Origin of the sequence: Paenibacillus sp. NAIST15-1 (genome assembly GCF_001894745.1) — a bacterium.
Taxonomy (GTDB): Bacteria; Bacillota; Bacilli; order Paenibacillales; family Paenibacillaceae; genus Paenibacillus_B; species Paenibacillus_B suaedae.
In genome coordinates this window covers 30,625-49,296 of sequence record NZ_BBYF01000008.1, presented here as the reverse complement: position 1 = coordinate 49,296, position 18,672 = coordinate 30,625, and the positions used below count along the sequence as shown (strand labels likewise).

Below are 18,672 nucleotides of genomic sequence, written 5' to 3'. Positions count from 1 at the left end.
TTATAGACCATCCTTGCGCATGTAAGGATTATTTAATGGTAACTGTCGCACTTCATATACAATTCGTCATATAAATTAAAGCAGCCAAGGGCAATTATCCCCTGGCTGCTTATTAGATCGGCAAGCTTCTATCGATCTTCAATCAAGAACATGAATCACCTTATCTTGTACAGCATTCGGATTTCGCCTTATTGCTAGCGCTTTTCCCAGCTCCAATAATATTTCATCTCTCTAAACGCAACATCCCACACCGTTTCATTTCCTTCAATGGTTATCGTTAGCTCATTTGCCTTTTCGAGATAAACAGTGAATATTTCCGGTTCTTGGCGTTGATGTTCTGCAGACGCAGACAGGAACTCATGACCATCAACGGAAACACTTACTCTCCCCTTCAATTCCTTTTGATCGGGAACTCCATAAAACAAGGAGAGATAAAGCTCCTTACTTCCTAACGAATACGTGTATGTTTCCCTATTTTTACCTTCGATACTATACACATTATATTTGGGCTCTACGGTTTGACCGCCAATTTTGAAACGGTATGGTTTTGTGCCCGTTGATGTATTTCCGGTGCTGTCTATCAGTTCGTTCAACGCCACAAAGGGACCCATTTCTTGGGTGAACGCCTTGTCAACAATCCCGAAGCTTCCCCAAACCACAGTCATAAGGACAACAATGAAAATGCCCGTGGCAGCTATACTTTTCCGGATATTATTTGTACGAAAGCCAAGTTTGTACGCCCAGAATCCGATTGCTGCGCCTAATGAGTTTTCAATTACGTCGTTAATATCGAAGCTGCCGAGCAAAGTTAGTGCCTGAATCGTTTCAATCACGAGAATGGATAGGATGAACAATGCAATGAATCGAATAAAGCCCGTTCGATATAACAACGGAATCAAAATGCCAAAAGGAATGAAAGCTGCGATGTTTCCAAATCCAACCAAGTCCATTAGAGTAGGATGTAGAAGATCTGATACACTTGGCAGCCTAAAAAAACTGTCTGGTATAAGAATAAAGGTGTAACCATCCTTTTGATCTATGGTACCTACTCTACCGAAAGCTAGAAATATAAAATAAAGAATCAAAAATGTATAGCATATGGTTATGCCCAATATAATCTTACGCTGCTGTTTAGTCATGGTTTACTCCCTTATAGGCGATTGCCGAAAAAGAAACATCGTCAAGCTCCTTAACCACCGACTCGTCTTTACCGTATATTTCAGACAGATGCTCGATTTTTAAAATATCCATTGTCAAACCCCCATAGCTATGCTGATGGATATCATTTTATCTGCCTAACATGACTTTCAAGTGACAGTGAAGGTGACAATTTAGTCACTTGCAGAGCGCTAATAAAACACTATTCACTATACATGCAAATAATAATCGCCTATAAATAAAAGCAGCCAAAGGAATTTATCCCCTGGCTGCTATCTTACGTCATGATAAGCTTACCGATAAGACACCGTTGAACCGCAATACTCACAAGTTGAGGTGGAGCTAGGAGATACGCTCGTTTGTGCGCCACAGCTAGAACATGCAATCATTTTGGGCAGCTGTGGTGCAGTCTGTGGTACGGTCGAGCTAGCTGCTGCTTCCATTTCTGCACGACGAATCGGCTGTGCTGGAGCTTCCTTAACGATCTCCTCAATTGTTGGCGCATACGAAGGCATTGGCACAGGCTCCTGTTCGAAATAAGCTAGATGCTCTCTTCTAAAGCGCTCCTGTGACCTTTTCTCCAATCCTGATGCTGCCCACCAGAGCAATACCCCCGGTGTGAAAAAGAGCAGCGCAAAAAGAGCAGCCAACATGAACTTATCTCCTTGCGTCGACCAGTTCACGATCATACCAAACCATACGATCCCATATAAGAACATAAGAAATCCTCCTGCAAATCGCAGGAATGATTGGAAGGCCATGCTAGGCGGATTAAGCCCTAGTTGTCGCAATTGCTCGCGTTCATCTGCTTTTTTCTTCATACTGCCCCCAATTTTTCGGAGCACCAATCCCGGAAGAAGAAATACAAGCAGACATATCATTAGATAATCCTTCCGAAACATAGATCGATCCATAAGCATCCCAAGGATACTAAGTACAAGCGCAAATATGAGAAAACCGCCGCAAAATTTCAAAAAAGAACCGATCTTTCCCCTCATTCCGCTAAACCTCCTATCACCTATCACACCAAACCATCACATTCCGTATAGCTCATATCCGCTAAAGACGGCATTCCGATTCATATGGCCCGCCATTTACGGGCATAACACTCATTATAAATAACATCCAATGGAGAGGCCAACCTAATTGTGGAAAAAGAATTGCAGAACAAAAAGAAATAGACCTCCAGCCAAGCTTGCCATGACTGAAGGTCTAGAGAACTTGCAAAAATGAACATGCATCCGATTGCGAATGCGCGGCCGGAAGCTGTATCCGGCCAACGATTTCCGAATTTACAAACTTGCGAACTTCACTTGCCGCACTGCTTGGCAATTTCTACGCTCTTACGCTCTTGAGCTTTAGGACATTCCCTCTTTAATGTTCTTCTCCTGCAGCTTCATCCGATATTCAAGCGGTGTCATCTGATTCTGCTTCTTGAAGAAGCGAATGAAGGCCAGCGCCGAATTGTAACCTAGCGCGGATGCGATCTCATTGACCCTCTTCGAGGTATTGAGCAGCCATTCCTTCGCCTGCAGATTGCGATAATCGTTGATGTAATCGGATATCCCGATGCCTGTCATTTGCTTATATAGTCTAGATAAGTAGGAAGGATTCAACCCTACCTCGTTCGCAATCGCAATCAGCGAGATATCATGGGTTAAATTATTGGCAATGTAACGATGAACTCGCTTGATCAGTTCACCTGGAACTTGTTCTTCTCTTCCTTCTTGCCGCTCGAATAAATGATCAGCGAGTTCCCAGAAATATTTCTTCATATCAAGCCATGTGAATGACTCCTTCTTCTGGTACAAGAAACTAATATCCATCTTCGCGCCGACCTCTTGCTTCAACTTCGGATTCTCTCCCAAATGGGACAGAAACAACGCCGACAAGGAATGATACAACGCCATCTTCCGAGCATAGCTGCTCTCCTCCTCATTGTTCCAATCCTTCGTAATGCGCAGGAACAATTCATAAAACTCCTTGCGATGATTGTTCTCCAGACATTTCAGCAGCAGTTGAATTCGGTTATGTTGAAAGTAATCTTGCGTATTTGTGCCGTCTCCACACTCCTGCATTTGCAGAATATCGGAATCCGTCAAAATAACCTCGTTAGGCAGCCGCTCCCCCGACACGAAGCAATACTTCAGCATCTGGAATCGTTCTGCTACATTCGCCCATTCCGTCGATGTACTGCTGAATGCGAAGGATACCGTTACTTGCAGAAGGCGCTGACAGGTCTGTTGGATCATGCCCATAACTCCGTTCAAGCGAGCCTGTGATGACTTCCACACTTCCGACTCGGACATCACATCTTCATGAGACTCATAACTGGAGTAGGAATAGCTATGATTGCCGTCTTTCGTCATTCGCGGCTGCAGCAGCCATACAAGCTTGGAATGCTCGAATGGGCAGGAGAAGCATTCCATATACGGGGTGACATACTCCTCGACGATATTCTGAACGCCATACAGCAATAAGGATTTATCAAGTGAACTGAAGGAATTCTTCCAAGCATCCACCTTACCAACCACCATCATGACAGGCAGATCGGCACGCAGCGGAATATCATATTCTTGAAAATGCCGCTCAATCCCTCTCAGCACCTCCGCCTTGCCCTCTAGAAGCTCCCATACATATTCTCTCTGCAGCAGCGGTAGCGCTTGCCGCATCCGATAATGCGCCTGCTCCAGTCTGCGCATCTGCTCACATTCCTTGTTAAGCTGAGCAATGGCCCGTTCAACAGCAGCGATAATCTTCTCATCGCTCTCAATTTTCAAGATATAGTCGAATCCGCCAAGAACCATAGCACTTTGCACATAATGGAAGTCATTATAGCCCGTCAAGAAAATCACTTTACAGTTCGGCCAACTCTGCTTAATATTTTGAAGCAGCTCAATCCCTTCCAGGCCAGGCATTTTAATATCAGAGATAACAATATCTATGGGCGAAGCGGATCTGCGCATCATATCCAATGCCTCTTCACCCGAATACGCTTTCAAAATATCGAGTTCAAGATGCTCCATGCCCTGAAATAACTCCAACAACCCATCTACAATAATAGGCAAGTCGTCCACGATGAGCATTCGTCGCATGCCGATCTCCTCCTTTATTCAAGCCCCAGATGTATACGTACCTTCAGTCCGCCAAGTTCAGAACGCGACAATTTCAATCCATATGAATCTCCGTAGCGAAGCTGTATCCGTCTGTGTACATTAATAAGCCCTGTCGTCTCATCGATGTGATTGGTACAATTGGCAAGGCGATTGCAAAGCTCATTCAGCTTCTCGTCGTCCAAGTCATCTCCATTATCTTCGACACTGATCACAACTCCATCTTCAACCTGTTCGCTGTGAACCCACAACTCTCCTGCTCCACGCATATTGCCGAATGCATACTTATAGGCATTCTCAATGATCGGCTGCAGCACAAGACGCGGTACACGTATTGGCTGGCTCTCGATGTCGAGGAACACTTGAATCCGATCCCCATAGCAGATTGATTGCATCTCTACATAGGTCGAGGAATGCTTCACTTCCATCTCTAGCGGAATTTCATCTTCATCGTTCCGGGTAATGAAATGAAAATACTCGCCGATATACAAGCAGAATTGGTAGGCCTTCTCTTTGTCCTCCGACTTAATAAGCCGGCACAGTACAAAGAAGCAATTGTACAAGAAATGGGGATTGATTTGCGATTGAAGCCGCTTCAGTTCCGAGCGCTGGCTTCGAATTTGCTGCTCGTAGTTCTGTTCAATGAGTGTTTTCAACGAGTGCACGGTATCATTGAACGCCTGATACAAATATCCGAACTCATCATGACCTCGATCAATCGGAACAGGCGTCAAGTTAAGCTGCTTCACCCGCCTGAACGCATGAATGAGCTTCATGAGTGGTCGATACATGAGCTTCATCAAGGAGTAAGAGAAAAACAGCGCTGCCACAACAGCCAATCCACATGCCCACCAGAACCATTGCCGATACTTCTGAATCGGCCCCAGAACGGTTGATTCCGGTATGCAGGTTACAGAGTAAGAACTCCAAACGGCAGAATACTTGTAAACAGTCAAATATCGCTCTCCGTTATACTCTACGATATCGTAGCCTTCTTGCTTTTCTTCTTTCCATTTCTGCTGAATAAATGCCTTCATCGATTCATACAGTGTAGACTGCTCATTGCTGCGAATATCCCATCCGTGCTCCACATTCAGCAGCATCGTCTCTCCATTCAGAGAACCTGCAATCTGATCAAGCGCTTCCTTGATCTTTCTAACGGACAACTCTGCACCAACCAAATAGATTGGGTCCTTGAAAGTAGTCGTCGGGTATTGTAGGGTAATAAACAGTCGATTGTTCCAGTATATGAATGGCTTGCTATAGAAAGGACTCTCATGCTGCATGGCATCAAATTCCTCTCGATTGAGCGTCGTGTCATATTGCTGACTGAGCAGCGTACGATCAATTTTCGGTACGTATGCCCTGGCTTCGTTAATAAACGGACTCGAATTCTTCATGAGCTCCAATCGCTTCTGAATTAGCGTAATGTTGTTGGCCCGCTCGTAGGCGGTCAAGTCTGTCCCTAGTGCCGCCAGCTCCAGCAAATCGTTGTCCGTTACATAGTTCGGCAAGTAACGGTTAATTCGTTCAACTTCCTTATCGAGCGAGTCCAGGTAGAAGCTTGTCGTATTTAAGGTAGAACGTGATACTTCCCGCTGAATGCTATTAGCTCCCCGCTCATTGATGAATAACGTAATCATCATGAGGGGGAGCAATACGATTAGAAATACAGCCATAATCTTCATGAAGATGGAAGAATCTTTTATGCGGAATAATAGTTTCATCGTATTTTCTCCCTACATTTGGAGGTTTCAGCTACTATTATTCTTTGACACTTCCCATCACAATTCCTTTAATGAAGAATCGCTGTAAGAATGGATATATAATTAATATTGGGAATGCAGCAACGAAGATCTGTGCAGCCTTACTTGTACGGTCGGACAGCTTCTGCATCAGCTGAATTTCCTCAGGCTTGAGGTAGCGCAGATCCAGCTTTATTATTATCGACTGCAGGAAGGTTTGCAGCGGATATTTATCAGGATGGTTCATTAACAGCATACCATCGAACCAGCTGTTCCAGTGCCAGACAACCGTAAAGAGTCCAGTCGTTGCCAGTGCCGGAATGGATAAGGGTGCATATATTTTCCACAAGGTTGTGAAATGTCCCGCTCCGTCAATCTTCGAAGATTCCTCCAGCTCCTTCGGCAAGTTGCGATAGAAGTTAAGCAGGAGAATAATGTTGAATACTTGAACAGCATTCGGTAGTATTAAAGCCCATATCGTATCTATAATACCGACCGCTTTAACGGTCATATACCATGGAATCAAGCCGCCGTTGAACAATATTGTGAATACAAATATCCATACATACACGGTTCGCAAACGGAACTGTGATGTATCCTTCGACAATGGATATGCGGTCATGATCGTCAAGAACATGCTGAAGGCCGTGCCCAATATGGCACGCTCAACTGTGATCCCGAACGCGCGCAAGTATTCCGGCTTGCCGAATACGTTCTGGTACGCTGCTGTCGTGAATTCAACCGGCCACAGTATGACCCTGCCTGCGGATGCCGCTGACCCTGAACTGAAGGACACGGCTAATATATGAACAAGCGGTAATAGACATAATATCGAGATAAAAGCTAGAAATACAAAGTTGCAACCTAAGAAGATACGTCGGCCTAACGACTTTTTCATAACGTTTCGTCCTCCTTGACTAGAATATGCGGTAATTGGCGAAGCGATAGGCCATGACATACGATACGGATATTAGTATGAAAGAAACAGCCGACTTTAGCAGTCCAACAGCTGTTGCAAACCCATACTGTGATTCCACGACTCCCATTCGATATACGAATGTATCAATAATATCTCCGCTCTCGTATACCTGCGGGCTGTACAGGTTGAATATTTGATCGAATCCGGCATTCAGCACGTTCCCGATGCTAAGCGTAAGCATGAGTACGATAATCGGCAGCATGCCCGGCAAGGTTACATTCAAGGTCTGCTTCCAGCGCCCAGCTCCGTCAATTTCCGCAGCTTCATACAGCACAGGATTAATGCCTGTAAGCGCCGCCAAATAAATGATTGTACCGAAGCCGAATTCCTTCCATACGTCCGTAACGACCATCACATAAGGGAACCAGCTGCTTTCACCAAGGAAGAAGATCGGCTTCACTCCGAACAGACTGAGTAAATGATTCACAATTCCTGTAGAAGGAGAGAGTACGTCGATAACGATACCACTGAGCAGGACCCAAGATAAGAAATGCGGCAAATAAACCAAAGTCTGAAACGTTCGCTTCACCCATTCCTTGCGTAATTCGTTTAAGAGAATTGCGATCGTTATGGGAACAAACAATCCAGCAAGAATCTTCATGACCGCGATGTAAATGGTATTGAAAAAGATGCGGCCGATATCCGGGTAATCCATCAGGAACTTAAAGTTCTTCCATCCCACGAATGGCGATCCCAGCAATCCCTTCGACGGGATATATTTCTGGAATGCCATCATAATGCCTACCATCGGAATATAGCTGAATACAATAATGAAAATTAGTGCGGGAATGAGCATCAAGTGCAGCGGCCATTCACGCTTCCACATCCGAGATAATCGATTCATTCTGCTCCACCTACTTGTAGTAAAATGTAAAAAGAAGGGCATGCCCTATATATGAATGAAGAACTACCTTTATTGTAGATACCATTCAAATCCCATTCCATATACTGGTCTTTACTTCTATATACAGCTGTTGCGATTCCTCATGCTCTTGGGCCTTAATCCAATAGAATCATGTCCGATGAGCGCATTTGCAATTATTCACAGTGACTGACACAGTAAAAAAAGAGAGCGGAACATATCCGCTCTCCCCGTGAAATCATTTATTTGCTGCGTACCATTCGTTTACTTCCTTCGTCATGTCATCGCCGCCAAGCTTCTTCCAGTCTTCCACAAATTTGTCGAATTCATCGATCGGCGCTTGGTTCATGATGATCTTTACGAAGATTTCGTCACGCTTGCGCAAGAGCAGCTCTTGCTTTTCGACCATCGTAGGCGTTGGAGCGCCATAGAATTTGTTGCGATGGAACAGGTTGTGCTCTTTCAAGTATGGAGTGTTAGATACCGCTCCGCCTGGACCGGAAATCAACATTTCCCACCACATCGAAATATCTTCACCGTTCAAATACTTCATAGCACGTTCATAGCGCCTTCTTTGGTCTTTCGTTTGCAGCAAGCTTTCATCCTTCGTTTCGATTGCCTTTGGCAATATTTCGCCATTGTTGTTCCCTTGGTTGAACGCCATAACCGGGCTCAATTGCCAGTAGTTATTGCCGCTCTCTTTCCTGCTCTTACCATACTCGTATACCTTCTGTTCCTCTGTTGGATGGTTGTCAACCACGATCCAATTGTTCAACAATTTAATCATTGCCTCTGGATGTTTCGCTTTCTTGGAGACAACATTATATTTTTCGGTACCCAGTTCGGTTTGCGTGGACGCTTCCGTACCATCAATGGAAAGAAGGCGGAATGGTTTCCATTCTTGAATAACCTTGCCGTCCTTGACTGCACCTTGAGCTAAATGAGCCGGAGTCCATTCCGCACCATAGAGTACGCCAATTTGGTTATTGAAGATCAATTCGGATTCCTTCATCATGTCCTTAACTGCAAATTCTGGATCAATTAGCCCCTTCTTGAACATATCTTGCAGGGAACGGAGAGCTTCCTTCATCTCTGGCTGGATATCACTGTACATCAATCCACCCTTGCCATCATCAATCCATTGCTTCATGTAAGCGTGATATCCATTCAGGAAGCCTACGAGACCAAGTGCACCTGTAGGTTCATAATATTCTTTATTCACTGCCAGACCATAGGACTTTCCAGTGCCCCCTGGATCTTTTGCTGCAAACGTTTCCATAATTTTAATCAGGTCTTGCATCGTTTTCGGCTCAGGCAGGTTCAGCTTCTTCAGCCAGTCCGTACGAACCCATACAAATTGAGGAGTGAACGCAGTACCCGACTCTGGAACTCCCATCAATTTACCGTCAAATGTACCAGACTTCATCTGCAAACCGCCATCGCGCATTAAGAACTCTTTCGTTTCATCCGTAGCATATTTGTCATATACTTCGGTCAAGTCTTGAATCATATCTGCCTCGATGAGCTGCTGCAGTTGAGCTGGTGTAGCCACAAAGAAGTCAGGCAAGTCGTCAGTCGCAATCGCCATCTTGAGCTTCTCTTGGAACTGCGGACCGGTATTCCCTCCATCTACAACCCACTTATTCGTCACTTTAACGCCAATGTCTTTTTCAAGAGCATCATATACGGCATTCTTATCATACGTTTCACCTGCATCAAATTTCAAATACGGATCCTTCGCACGAACCGTAGATACTTCAATTACTGTATTTTCTGGTGTTTCAGCTGGTTTCTCTGCGGTTGTGTTTTCTGCTGGTTTATCCGTTGTTGGCTGTGATGTATCAGCTGTATTGCTTGTGCAAGCTGTTGCGACGAGACTCAAGATAAGCGTAAGCGATAATAACATATTCCGCATTCTTTTCACGTCTGACCCTCCTAATATGTGTATTGAAGACCCACTTCTAATTGTAGATATCGTTCCTAAGGCGTTCCATATACTGGTCTTTACTTCTATATACAACTGTTGTGGTGCACATGATTTGTCGCCCGTTGCTCCGCATCCATCTAAATGGAAGCTTAGACTATGATTTCTAGTACAGGGAGATCCCTGCCAGGGAATACCGTTGAGGCTATTTCACCAATTCTTCTAGCCCCCATTCGTATGTAAAAAGGTTCCGCATGCGGATCACTATGTACGAGTACCGCGCGTATTCCCTGATCCCTAGCAGCATCGATCATACGGTTCCATAACGCTTGTCCATACCCTCGTCCGATAGCATTCGGATGAATGAACAAATAGGTTACTAGGCCCTTGTCCTGCTGTGAAATATCCTGTTCGAGCGCAATAAATCCTTGAATCTGCTGATTCTTCTCGACGACAAATAATTGAGCGGCTGTAAGATGCGCCTCAGTAATCGTCAAGTCCTCCCGGCAAGCTTCCATAAATGCTTCATCATAACCCCAGTACGCCTTGGATGCATAAGCAAGCTCACTAAGTATATGAACATCCTGCACTGCGGCTTGGCGTATATACACCATCCCTTGTCTCCCCTTTTATGAATGGTAATTGTTGTGAAGTGCTGCTGCATTCATTGTACCTGACAAGATCCATGGGCGGAAGCTTCGAATCACCTATTCACGTTTGTTCAGACTCCACTTTTCTCGCCCATTGCAATGAAAATCCCCAGACGCATGGAAGCGCTGGGGACAAGTGTACGCACTATTTATTTTTTGTTCACGAGTTGTTCGACAAAGGCGAGCTGCTCATCCACATGTTTTGTTTTGTTGTAGGTTGACGGCACCACATAATCAGGAACAAGCGCTGCTCCTTTGGAAGCATCCGGTCTTTCGAGTTGTCTACTTGACAAATACATGGAAAATTTACTGTTTGGCAGATCGAATTTTACGGAAGCAATGTATGCATTCGCATTTCCTCCAGGCGTTTCGCCAATCACCTGCCCAATCTTATTATCTTGCAAAATCGCCGCCATCAATGATGCTCCGCCATATGTATTTTTGGAGGTAAGTACATACAGTTTCCCTTTAAATACAAGCTCTTTATGAACATTATTATTCTGTGTTGAACGTATTATTTCTGTCATTCCTTCCATGTTCCCTCCACTGTTCGCCACTTGTGAATTATGCGTTACCCCAAAGGATTGATAGTGCTGCACATTCACATATTGGAGCAGTTTCACGATAGCATTCGGATTCCCAGCGAATTTATGATCACGGAGGTCTAGCACGACATTGTCGATTTGATTGTGCTTAACAGAAGAGAAGAACTTTTTTAATTCAGCATCATACACATCATCTGACTTCAGCATATTCATTTTTAATAGAGCTATGTTTTTGTCTTTAGCTATATTTTGAGAATAATTCGAAGGATATCCCACTGAAACAGGCTTCACCTGCAACCTAATCGGCCGCCGCAGCTTTTTCCCATCCCTCATGATGGTATAGACAACATAATCTTTATTTTCAATCAAACCTAACTTCTCCAAATACACCTCTTCAGCCAAAAGGGGTGATATCTCCAACGAAGCGAGCAAAAACATCTCATTATCACTAGGGATATATTTGCTAAGTTCTTGGGCCAACTCTTCGACTGTTCTGTCGCCAATAGAAATGATTTTATCTCCAACCTTCAAATCTTCCTCATTACTGTGATAGATATACACCCCATTCTCATACCATTTATATAGAATGGGAATGTTGCGCTTTCGAAAGCTTAAATTGGTTACAAACCCTGAATTGGCATCATGCAGTTGGGCGATAATGGATTGTCCCCAGAAATAAATATCTTTGCGATATATCTGATCTTTCTTTTCTTTAATTTCCTTCAATACTTGTTCGTATTGGGCCTTCAGTTCCTCTGGTATTCCATTTACGGTGGCAGGATGTGTGTCCGCAATTTTGTTATACAGAAATTCGATGTCTTTGATCGCTTTTTGCTGCTCCTTCGTTAGAACCGCAGGTTCGTGAAGCTGCTTTTCTTTCTTGCTAATCGCCTTTTCCGTAACGCTATCATTCCACGTTAGTGCCGTAACAATCACAATCCCGATAATGGCGATAAATAATAGAAACCCTACTAATCGGATTTTCATTTGATATCATTCCCCCTGCATTCTCTCTCTTAACGAGCTATTCATTATATGCAGTCACGTTTCCCCATCATTTCGACACTCTTCAATAATTTAGCTATATAAGGAAGATACAAACAACAATATATCATACAATCGAACGTTTTCATTTGAATAAATTGGTAATACCCTCGTGCTATAAGTCATTTCTACATCACATGGATTTCATTACCTGCAAAACATACAAAAAGCTGCCCAACAAGTAGAAATCTCCACCCGTCAGACAGCTTCTTAAATTGTGGCTCGCTATTTCCAAATTAAAATGGCTGCATTCCCGCAGTATCCAGCTTCTCGCCATCAATGTTCGCACCCATGCGTGTCGTAAGATCACGATAGTGCGCAACGCGGCGGCGCACTGGATCGGCCGTCTCCGGCAAATTCGCTTCTTGACCGCCGTTGATTACCATAATAGTAGCTCCGAATCCCGGCACGAGCCCCTTCGCCAACTGATCTGCCGTAGGTGTCCATTGCCCTGTCATGATGTCATGGTTGGAAGGCTTCGGATCCTGTGGGGTCAACCAGAAGAGCAGCCCTGTAATGAATCCGAGCTTCCCATCTGCTGTAATCTTGTCTGGATCGTTCAACAGTACACTAGGATCGCGATATACAATGGAGCTAATCAAGCCATAGTTATAGTTCCAGCTAAGCTGAATCGGACCGCGCCCATGATAGGACTTGCCCGGTACCGGCTTCCAGAACAGGTTGTCCTCATCTACATAGCCGATTTTGTCCGTATTGACGAAGCCTAGTTCTTCATTGAAAAACAGCGCCCAGCGCAGCTCGCCACCTGGTGCCGTAGACCAGCCGCCGCCTGTCTCATGAGCGATGTTCGCTAGGAACCCAGCAAGCTCACGCTTGCGGTCATTACTGCTCCCCTCACCCAGGAAACTGCCGAAATCCACGATCTGCGTCAGCTTCGGCAAATTCGAATGACTGGCATCATTGAAGTCTGGCGCTTGGAAGAGCAAGGTTTCGGTCTTCGCCTGCTTGTCCAGGCGGTAAATTTGCTTCACGTTCGGATAGCCCTCGCGGACGACTTCCTTATACTTAATATTCGCAATCTCGCGTACTGCTGCTACGAGATTGTCATAGGAATAATAGTCGGACTGGTTCGGCTTGTAATAGTAGTTGCCCTTCGCTTTTGCATCCCATTCCGGTGTACCGTAGCGCAGTGGGAACGTGGACTCATATTCCGCCTTCGGAATCGCTGCTTGTACCTCCGCTGCAGCCGCATCCGGCAGGAAGGCAGGATTAATGCCATTCCACAGCTGACTAATCTGGTCGTCGGACAGCACACGGCTCTCTCCTACGCCAATGTCAGTGACTGGGCCACCACCGCCCTTCGTTGTTGCGCTTATCGCTGAACTGTCAGTATAGTTGCCCGATGTATCCACCGCTCGAATGACATATTGATATCCTGTATCCGCTTCCAATTCATAGTCTGTGAATTTCTTGGCGATGGTGCTGCCTGCTTTCGCACCGTTGCGGAGAACATCATAATGAGAAATGGCTACATTGTCGGTTGAAGCTGTCCAAGTGAGTGTAATAAAGGTGGAGGATTGCTCGGTTGATACGAGATTCGTTGGAGCGGTAGGAGGTGTAGTATCTTCGTTGTTGTCATTCAATAACTTCCATGAGGTGTCCCATTCGTTCGTTACTTTTGCATCAGGTCTACTATTGTAGGACCACCACTTCGCTTCATAAATCTTGCCTTGATGGGAAACAATATCGCCTGCAGAGTAAGCCTTGTTGGTCTGCCAAGCTTGTACCTGAGACGAATTCGTGCTGCTTGCCGCATAAGCTGTAGAGGATGATCCGAGTGGCGCTGCTGTAAGAATTGCCGCACCAAGAACAGCGCTTAAACTTTTGAGCAGAAGCTTGTGCGAGAACGGAAAATTGCGATTCATTATACGCCTCCTATTCAGATTGTTATTGATAACGACTCTAGTATAGGAAATTGCGTCTACTTCGCTCAATAGGTACAGCGAACCATTCCTTTGTCGAATCTTGATTCTGATACTATCTTATTAGCGCTATAACTTTCTCACTTTCGCTTATGCTTCATTCACCTACTTTTATATTGAAAATGGTATGATATCAGCAACAATATTTAGAGGAGTTAACAAGAATGACTATTAATATACAAGAAATCATCCAGGCCACACAGCATAAGTTCGGATTAGAGAATTACCGCTTGCACACACAAGAATTGTACCGGGAAGTGAATCCATTCAATGAGACGACCTATTATCTCAGCATGGAGTGGTATCCGCCCTATGTGAAGGAGTCCGTTGATGAAGATACAAATCCCGAAGGGACAGCCGTTATTTCCTATGACCTGACTGCTGGTCAATATACGAGTGTTATTTTTGTACAAGGGAAATCGTATGCGAACAGCCCCTCTATTCCGTACATCAACTTAGAAGAGATCATTGCGTGGATTGAGAGAGATACCGAACTCGTCTATGGCAAGCAGTTTCAGCTCTCTCACCACCAGAATGGCCAATATATCTTCCATGAATGCGTCGATGGAACCCCTCTGTCTCCTGGCGGACGTATCGAGATCCACATCGATGAAGCCAACAAGCTCGTACAGTATTCCAAGTATGGATTCTATGCTTCCGAGTCATTGATTCAAAAGGAAGCGTTCACCCTCTCCCTTGAACAAGTACAAGTCGAGCAGCTTGCCAAGCAGCAGCTGAAGCTGCTCGAATATCCGGTGTACGAGGAACAACGCCTTCTTCCGCTCTATGGAATCGAAGAGGTTTATGTGACGAACGGCAGAGCTTCCATCATTCCGTTCGAATTCATTATCCATGCGGGTTCGTGGCTGAATATCGATCAGGTCATCGAATGGGAACAGGCTAAAACACAGCCTTTGGAAAAGGTGGACATCGAGTGGCAGAAGACGGTCACTGTCGAACAAGCGGTAGCGTGTGAGCCGCATCCCGACTCCTTCCCGATTACCGAGGCAGAGCAAGAGAAGGCGGTCGCAGCGGTTGTTGAAGGAATGAGCCAACTATACCCGAGCGACTCCGGACAATGGGTGTTGAAGACTTTGCATTTGCATCGTCATCAGGGATATTTGGAAGCGATATTGCGGGAGCAGACGCCAAGCAAACGCGTATTCCAGCGCAAGCTGGTTCTGTTTATTGATGCGCAGCGCTTTGTGACTGTAAATGCAATGGACAACCTGCCATTTATCGAAATGTTCGATGATTTTCAGGCAGCAGATGAGGTTGTCATCAGTCAGGATGAAGCCTATGTGAAGCTGAATGAAAAGGGATTCATCGAGCTGACGCCGGTCTACGTGTATCATCCGGAACTGAAGAAGTATGTATTGTGCGGAAAGCTGGACTGTCCGTACGCTGTGAACGCTGCAAATGGCGAGATTATGGAGTTGAACAGCATATAAACAGCGAACACTTTGCCCGAATCGTGCCGGATCCTCTGATTGAAAGCGTTATATTTTCCCAGTATAATAAAATTGATTTCAAAATATTGGATATATGTGAGAGGACTTCCAAGCTGTACGTTGAATAAAAACTTTTCAATGACGGAGGTGTTGGAATGGCGCGATTCGCAGAGCCTTTTAAAATCAAAATGGTAGAGCCGTTGAACATGATCTCACGGGAAGAACGGGAAAAGGCGCTTGAACGGGCGGGATATAATCCATTCCTGCTGCGCGGGGACGAAGTGTACATCGATCTGTTGACCGATAGCGGTACGACCGCGATGAGCGACAACCAATGGGCAGGCCTGATGCTGGGCGACGAATCGTACGCAGGCAGCCGCAACTATTATCATCTGTGCGACGCGGTGCAACAGATTACAGGCTATCAGCATGTAATTCCCATGCATCAGGGACGAGGCGCTGAGAAGGTGCTGTTTCCGCTGCTTATTCAAAAAGGACAGTATGTCCTGAGCAATTGGCATTTCGATACAACGCGTGCGCATGTCGATCTGGCTGGCGGGATTGCGGTTGATCTTGTTACCGAACAAGCCTATGACACGACGACGCCTTACCCGTTCAAAGGAAACTTTGATGTGGATAAGCTGCGCCATGCGCTCGCTGAAAAAGGAGCAGAAAATATCGCATTTATTCTTATTACCGTGACGAACAACAGCGCCGGCGGCCAGCCCGTATCCATGGAAAATATCCGTGAGGTATCCGCCATTGCGAAGCAGAACGGGATTCGCGTTTTCTTTGATGCCGCGCGTTATGCCGAGAATGCGTACTTTATCAAGCAACGCGAGCAAGGCTATGAAGATAAAGAGATTATTGATATCGTCCGTGAAATGTTCTCTTATGGCGAAGGATTCACGATGAGCGCTAAAAAGGATGGGCTTGTCAATATCGGCGGCTTGCTGGCCTTTAAAGAGGATGAAACCTTATTTACGCAAGCGCGTTCGATGACAGTGCCGATGGAGGGCTTTCCGACCTACGGCGGCTTGACCGGCCGCGATATGGAAGCTCTTGCCCGCGGACTGCGCGAAGGCATCAACGAGCAGTATCTTGCTTATCGCATCGGCCAGATCGAATATCTCGGCAGACGCCTCGAGGAAGGCGGAATCCCGTTCCAGACGCCAACGGGCGGCCATGCCGTCTTCGTAGACGCGAAGAAGATGCTGCCGCATATTTCCGCGGCCCAATTCCCGGCCCAGGTGCTGGCGAATGAGCTATATCTTGAAGCAGGGATACGGGGGGTTGAGATCGGTTCCTTTCTGCTGGGACGTGACGCTGCGACTGGCGAGCAATTGGAGAGCAAGCTTGAATTGCTGCGCTTGACGATTCCGCGCCGTGTCTATACGAATAACCATATGGATGTTATTGCGGATGCCTTGATTGCAATCAAGGATCGGGCAGGAACACTAACAGGATTAGAATTCACCTACGAACCGCCGATATTGCGGCATTTCACTGCGCGCCTTCGACCCGTCAAGACAGAAGCCCTGTCCCACTGACATACGCCGTTCATCCTGAACAGGGACGGTGACGTCGAAATGCCGCCATTTGTCAAATGGCCATCTTCCCTACAGCATGTACGCTGGTGAGGAAGGAGGGTGAAAGGCCGTCCTTCTCACCCAGAGGGAGCGGCGGCTGCTACACGGAAATTGGCATAATGAAGAAGCAGCTTTCTGGATAGAAGGCTGCTTCTTTTGTGACATAACATATGATTTATTAATTCAGATTACTGTGCTTACGCGAATACATAAAGTATATAATCGTGCCAATGCCGATCCATATCATAAATGAGATCCACGTCATATAAGGCAAGCTGGATGCAAGGTACAGGCAAAGCAGCGCACTAATGATAGGGAGCACGGGTACGAACGGAACACGGAATGAAGCCTTCAATTCAGGAAACTTCTTGCGCAAGACAATGATAGCGACCGAGATTAATGTAAACGCAGCCAATGTCCCCATATTCACCAAATGCGCAAGCGTGGTTAGATCAACAAAACCTGCAATGCCTGCCGCAACGAACCCGGTTAACCATGTGTTGCCGATTGGAGTTTTGGTCTTGGCATTCACTTGCGAGAACATTTTCGGCAACAAGCCGTCACGACTCATAGCGAACGATAAGCGGACTTGTGCATAAATCATGGCAAGGATTACGGTCGTAATGCCAAATACCGCTCCGATTGATATGATCCCCGCTATCGAGTTCTGCCCTACGGATTCCAATGCTAATGCAACCGGCGCACCGACATTGAGCATGGTATATGGAATCATCCCGGTTAATACCCCGGATACCGTAATATATAAAATCGTACAAATGAGCAGAGATACGATGATCCCGATTGGCAATGCTCTTTTGGGGTTTTCCACTTCTTCCGATGCCGTAGCGATGATATCGAACCCAATATAGGCGAAAAACACGGTAGCCGCCCCCGTCATCACACCACTAAATCCAAAAGGCATGAACGGCGTCCAGTTATCAGGCTTTACATACCATATCCCGACTGCGATAAACAGCAAGATAATAGCTAATTTCACGAACACCATGACCGTGTTGAACTTAATGCTTTCCTTAACTCCTTTACTGACGAGCGCTGTGATTGCCAAAATGATGAGAACCGCCGGCAAATCAATAAGGCCACCTTTCCCCATACTAGGAGCAGAGGATATAATGTCTGGAATCGGCAGGTTAAAGCCCGCAAGCAGAGATTGAAAGTACGCAGACCATCCCGTAGCGACTGCGGAAACCGCGATTACATATTCGAGCATGAGATCCCAGCCTATAAGGAAAGCTAGCAATTCTCCCAATGTTGCATACGTAAATGTATATACGCTTCCCGAGACGGGCACTGCCGAGGAGAACTCCGCATAGCAAAATGCAGCAAGCGCGCAGGCAATACCCGCGATAACAAATGATAGCATGATCGCTGGCCCCGAAGATTCTGCCGCCACGACGCCCGTAACGACGAAAATCCCTGTCCCGATCACGCAGCCTACGCCAAGAAAAATCAAATCGAGCAAAGACATCGCCCGTGCCAATTCTTTTTTCTCGCTCTGCGCAAGCATGAGGCTCAATGACTTCTTTCGGAAAAGCTTATTCAATATTATTCCCCCTATGCTCTGGTACGCAAAAGCAAACACAATCAGTAATTATTTAAAACATTTACATCCCATACCAATTTTTATGCTATCTATGTTTAGGTTAAGAAC

The 18,672-nt window shown here is 45.7% G+C and carries 13 protein-coding genes and 1 pseudogene; 2 read left to right on the top strand and 12 right to left on the bottom strand.

Annotated features, from left to right (window positions below; genetic code table 11):
* Positions 1-194: 194 nt before the first annotated feature.
* From PBN151_RS17560 to PBN151_RS17515, 11 genes and pseudogenes are all read right to left on the bottom strand, one after another.
* Positions 195-1,139, bottom strand: coding sequence for a VanZ family protein (locus tag PBN151_RS17560; RefSeq protein WP_072730051.1), 945 nt, complete (start codon positions 1,137-1,139; stop codon positions 195-197).
* 25 nt (positions 1,140-1,164) lie between these two features.
* A pseudogene (locus PBN151_RS30785) lies at positions 1,165-1,251 on the bottom strand (ABC transporter ATP-binding protein); the annotation flags it as partial.
* A gap of 200 nt (positions 1,252-1,451) precedes the next feature.
* Positions 1,452-2,156 carry a hypothetical protein gene (locus PBN151_RS17555; RefSeq protein WP_072730050.1) on the bottom strand — a complete coding sequence of 235 codons (705 nt, stop codon included), beginning with the start codon at positions 2,154-2,156 and terminating at the stop codon, positions 1,452-1,454.
* 360 nt (positions 2,157-2,516) lie between these two features.
* On the bottom strand, positions 2,517-4,253 hold the full coding sequence (locus PBN151_RS17550; RefSeq protein ID WP_072730049.1) for a response regulator transcription factor: 1,737 nt from the start codon (positions 4,251-4,253) through the stop codon (positions 2,517-2,519).
* Between the two features lie 14 nt (positions 4,254-4,267).
* A complete protein-coding gene (locus tag PBN151_RS17545; RefSeq protein ID WP_072730048.1) occupies positions 4,268-5,998 on the bottom strand; it encodes a sensor histidine kinase in 1,731 nt (576 codons plus the stop codon).
* A 37-nt stretch (positions 5,999-6,035) separates the two neighbouring features.
* Positions 6,036-6,914, bottom strand: coding sequence for a carbohydrate ABC transporter permease (locus PBN151_RS17540; protein WP_072730047.1), 879 nt, complete (start codon positions 6,912-6,914; stop codon positions 6,036-6,038).
* 19 nt (positions 6,915-6,933) lie between these two features.
* Complete coding sequence (locus tag PBN151_RS17535; protein WP_072730046.1) at positions 6,934-7,839, bottom strand: ABC transporter permease; 906 nt, start codon at positions 7,837-7,839, stop codon at positions 6,934-6,936.
* Between the two features lie 256 nt (positions 7,840-8,095).
* Entirely contained in the window at positions 8,096-9,772 is a 1,677-nt protein-coding gene (locus PBN151_RS17530; protein ID WP_227774828.1) for an extracellular solute-binding protein, read from the bottom strand.
* Positions 9,773-9,933: 161 nt separating this feature from the next.
* Positions 9,934-10,395, bottom strand: coding sequence for a GNAT family N-acetyltransferase (locus PBN151_RS17525; RefSeq protein WP_227774806.1), 462 nt, complete (start codon positions 10,393-10,395; stop codon positions 9,934-9,936).
* Positions 10,396-10,580: 185 nt separating this feature from the next.
* A complete protein-coding gene (locus tag PBN151_RS17520; RefSeq protein ID WP_072730044.1) occupies positions 10,581-11,963 on the bottom strand; it encodes a S41 family peptidase in 1,383 nt (460 codons plus the stop codon).
* 293 nt (positions 11,964-12,256) lie between these two features.
* Positions 12,257-13,906, bottom strand: coding sequence for a glycoside hydrolase family 19 protein (locus PBN151_RS17515; protein WP_072730043.1), 1,650 nt, complete (start codon positions 13,904-13,906; stop codon positions 12,257-12,259).
* A 221-nt stretch (positions 13,907-14,127) separates the two neighbouring features.
* Between PBN151_RS17515 and PBN151_RS17510 the strand changes: the two genes are divergently transcribed.
* Positions 14,128-15,414, top strand: coding sequence for a hypothetical protein (locus tag PBN151_RS17510; RefSeq protein WP_072730042.1), 1,287 nt, complete (start codon positions 14,128-14,130; stop codon positions 15,412-15,414).
* A 155-nt stretch (positions 15,415-15,569) separates the two neighbouring features.
* Positions 15,570-16,964: a tryptophanase gene (locus PBN151_RS17505; protein ID WP_072730041.1), complete on the top strand. Its 1,395-nt coding sequence runs from the start codon at positions 15,570-15,572 to the stop codon at positions 16,962-16,964.
* A gap of 217 nt (positions 16,965-17,181) precedes the next feature.
* Here PBN151_RS17505 and bcaP read toward each other — a convergent pair whose 3' ends face one another.
* A complete protein-coding gene (gene bcaP / locus PBN151_RS17500; protein WP_072730040.1) occupies positions 17,182-18,564 on the bottom strand; it encodes a branched-chain amino acid transporter BcaP in 1,383 nt (460 codons plus the stop codon).
* Positions 18,565-18,672 lie beyond the last annotated feature (108 nt).

Bases quoted from the DNA above. Each gene is read 5' to 3' on its own strand.
- PBN151_RS17555 (WP_072730050.1), bottom strand. From the start codon at position 2,156: ATGAGGGGAAAGATCGGTTCTTTTTTGAAATTTTGCGGCGGTTTTCTC.
- PBN151_RS17540 (WP_072730047.1), bottom strand. From the start codon at position 6,914: ATGAAAAAGTCGTTAGGCCGACGTATCTTCTTAGGTTGCAACTTTGTA.
- PBN151_RS17525 (WP_227774806.1), bottom strand. From the start codon at position 10,395: ATGGTGTATATACGCCAAGCCGCAGTGCAGGATGTTCATATACTTAGT.
- PBN151_RS17515 (WP_072730043.1), bottom strand. From the start codon at position 13,906: ATGAATCGCAATTTTCCGTTCTCGCACAAGCTTCTGCTCAAAAGTTTA.
- PBN151_RS17550 (WP_072730049.1), bottom strand. From the start codon at position 4,253: ATGCGACGAATGCTCATCGTGGACGACTTGCCTATTATTGTAGATGGG.
- PBN151_RS17535 (WP_072730046.1), bottom strand. From the start codon at position 7,839: ATGAATCGATTATCTCGGATGTGGAAGCGTGAATGGCCGCTGCACTTG.
- PBN151_RS17505 (WP_072730041.1), top strand. From the start codon at position 15,570: ATGGCGCGATTCGCAGAGCCTTTTAAAATCAAAATGGTAGAGCCGTTG.
- PBN151_RS17545 (WP_072730048.1), bottom strand. From the start codon at position 5,998: ATGAAACTATTATTCCGCATAAAAGATTCTTCCATCTTCATGAAGATT.
- PBN151_RS17530 (WP_227774828.1), bottom strand. From the start codon at position 9,772: ATGCGGAATATGTTATTATCGCTTACGCTTATCTTGAGTCTCGTCGCA.
- PBN151_RS17560 (WP_072730051.1), bottom strand. From the start codon at position 1,139: ATGACTAAACAGCAGCGTAAGATTATATTGGGCATAACCATATGCTAT.
- PBN151_RS17510 (WP_072730042.1), top strand. From the start codon at position 14,128: ATGACTATTAATATACAAGAAATCATCCAGGCCACACAGCATAAGTTC.
- PBN151_RS17520 (WP_072730044.1), bottom strand. From the start codon at position 11,963: ATGAAAATCCGATTAGTAGGGTTTCTATTATTTATCGCCATTATCGGG.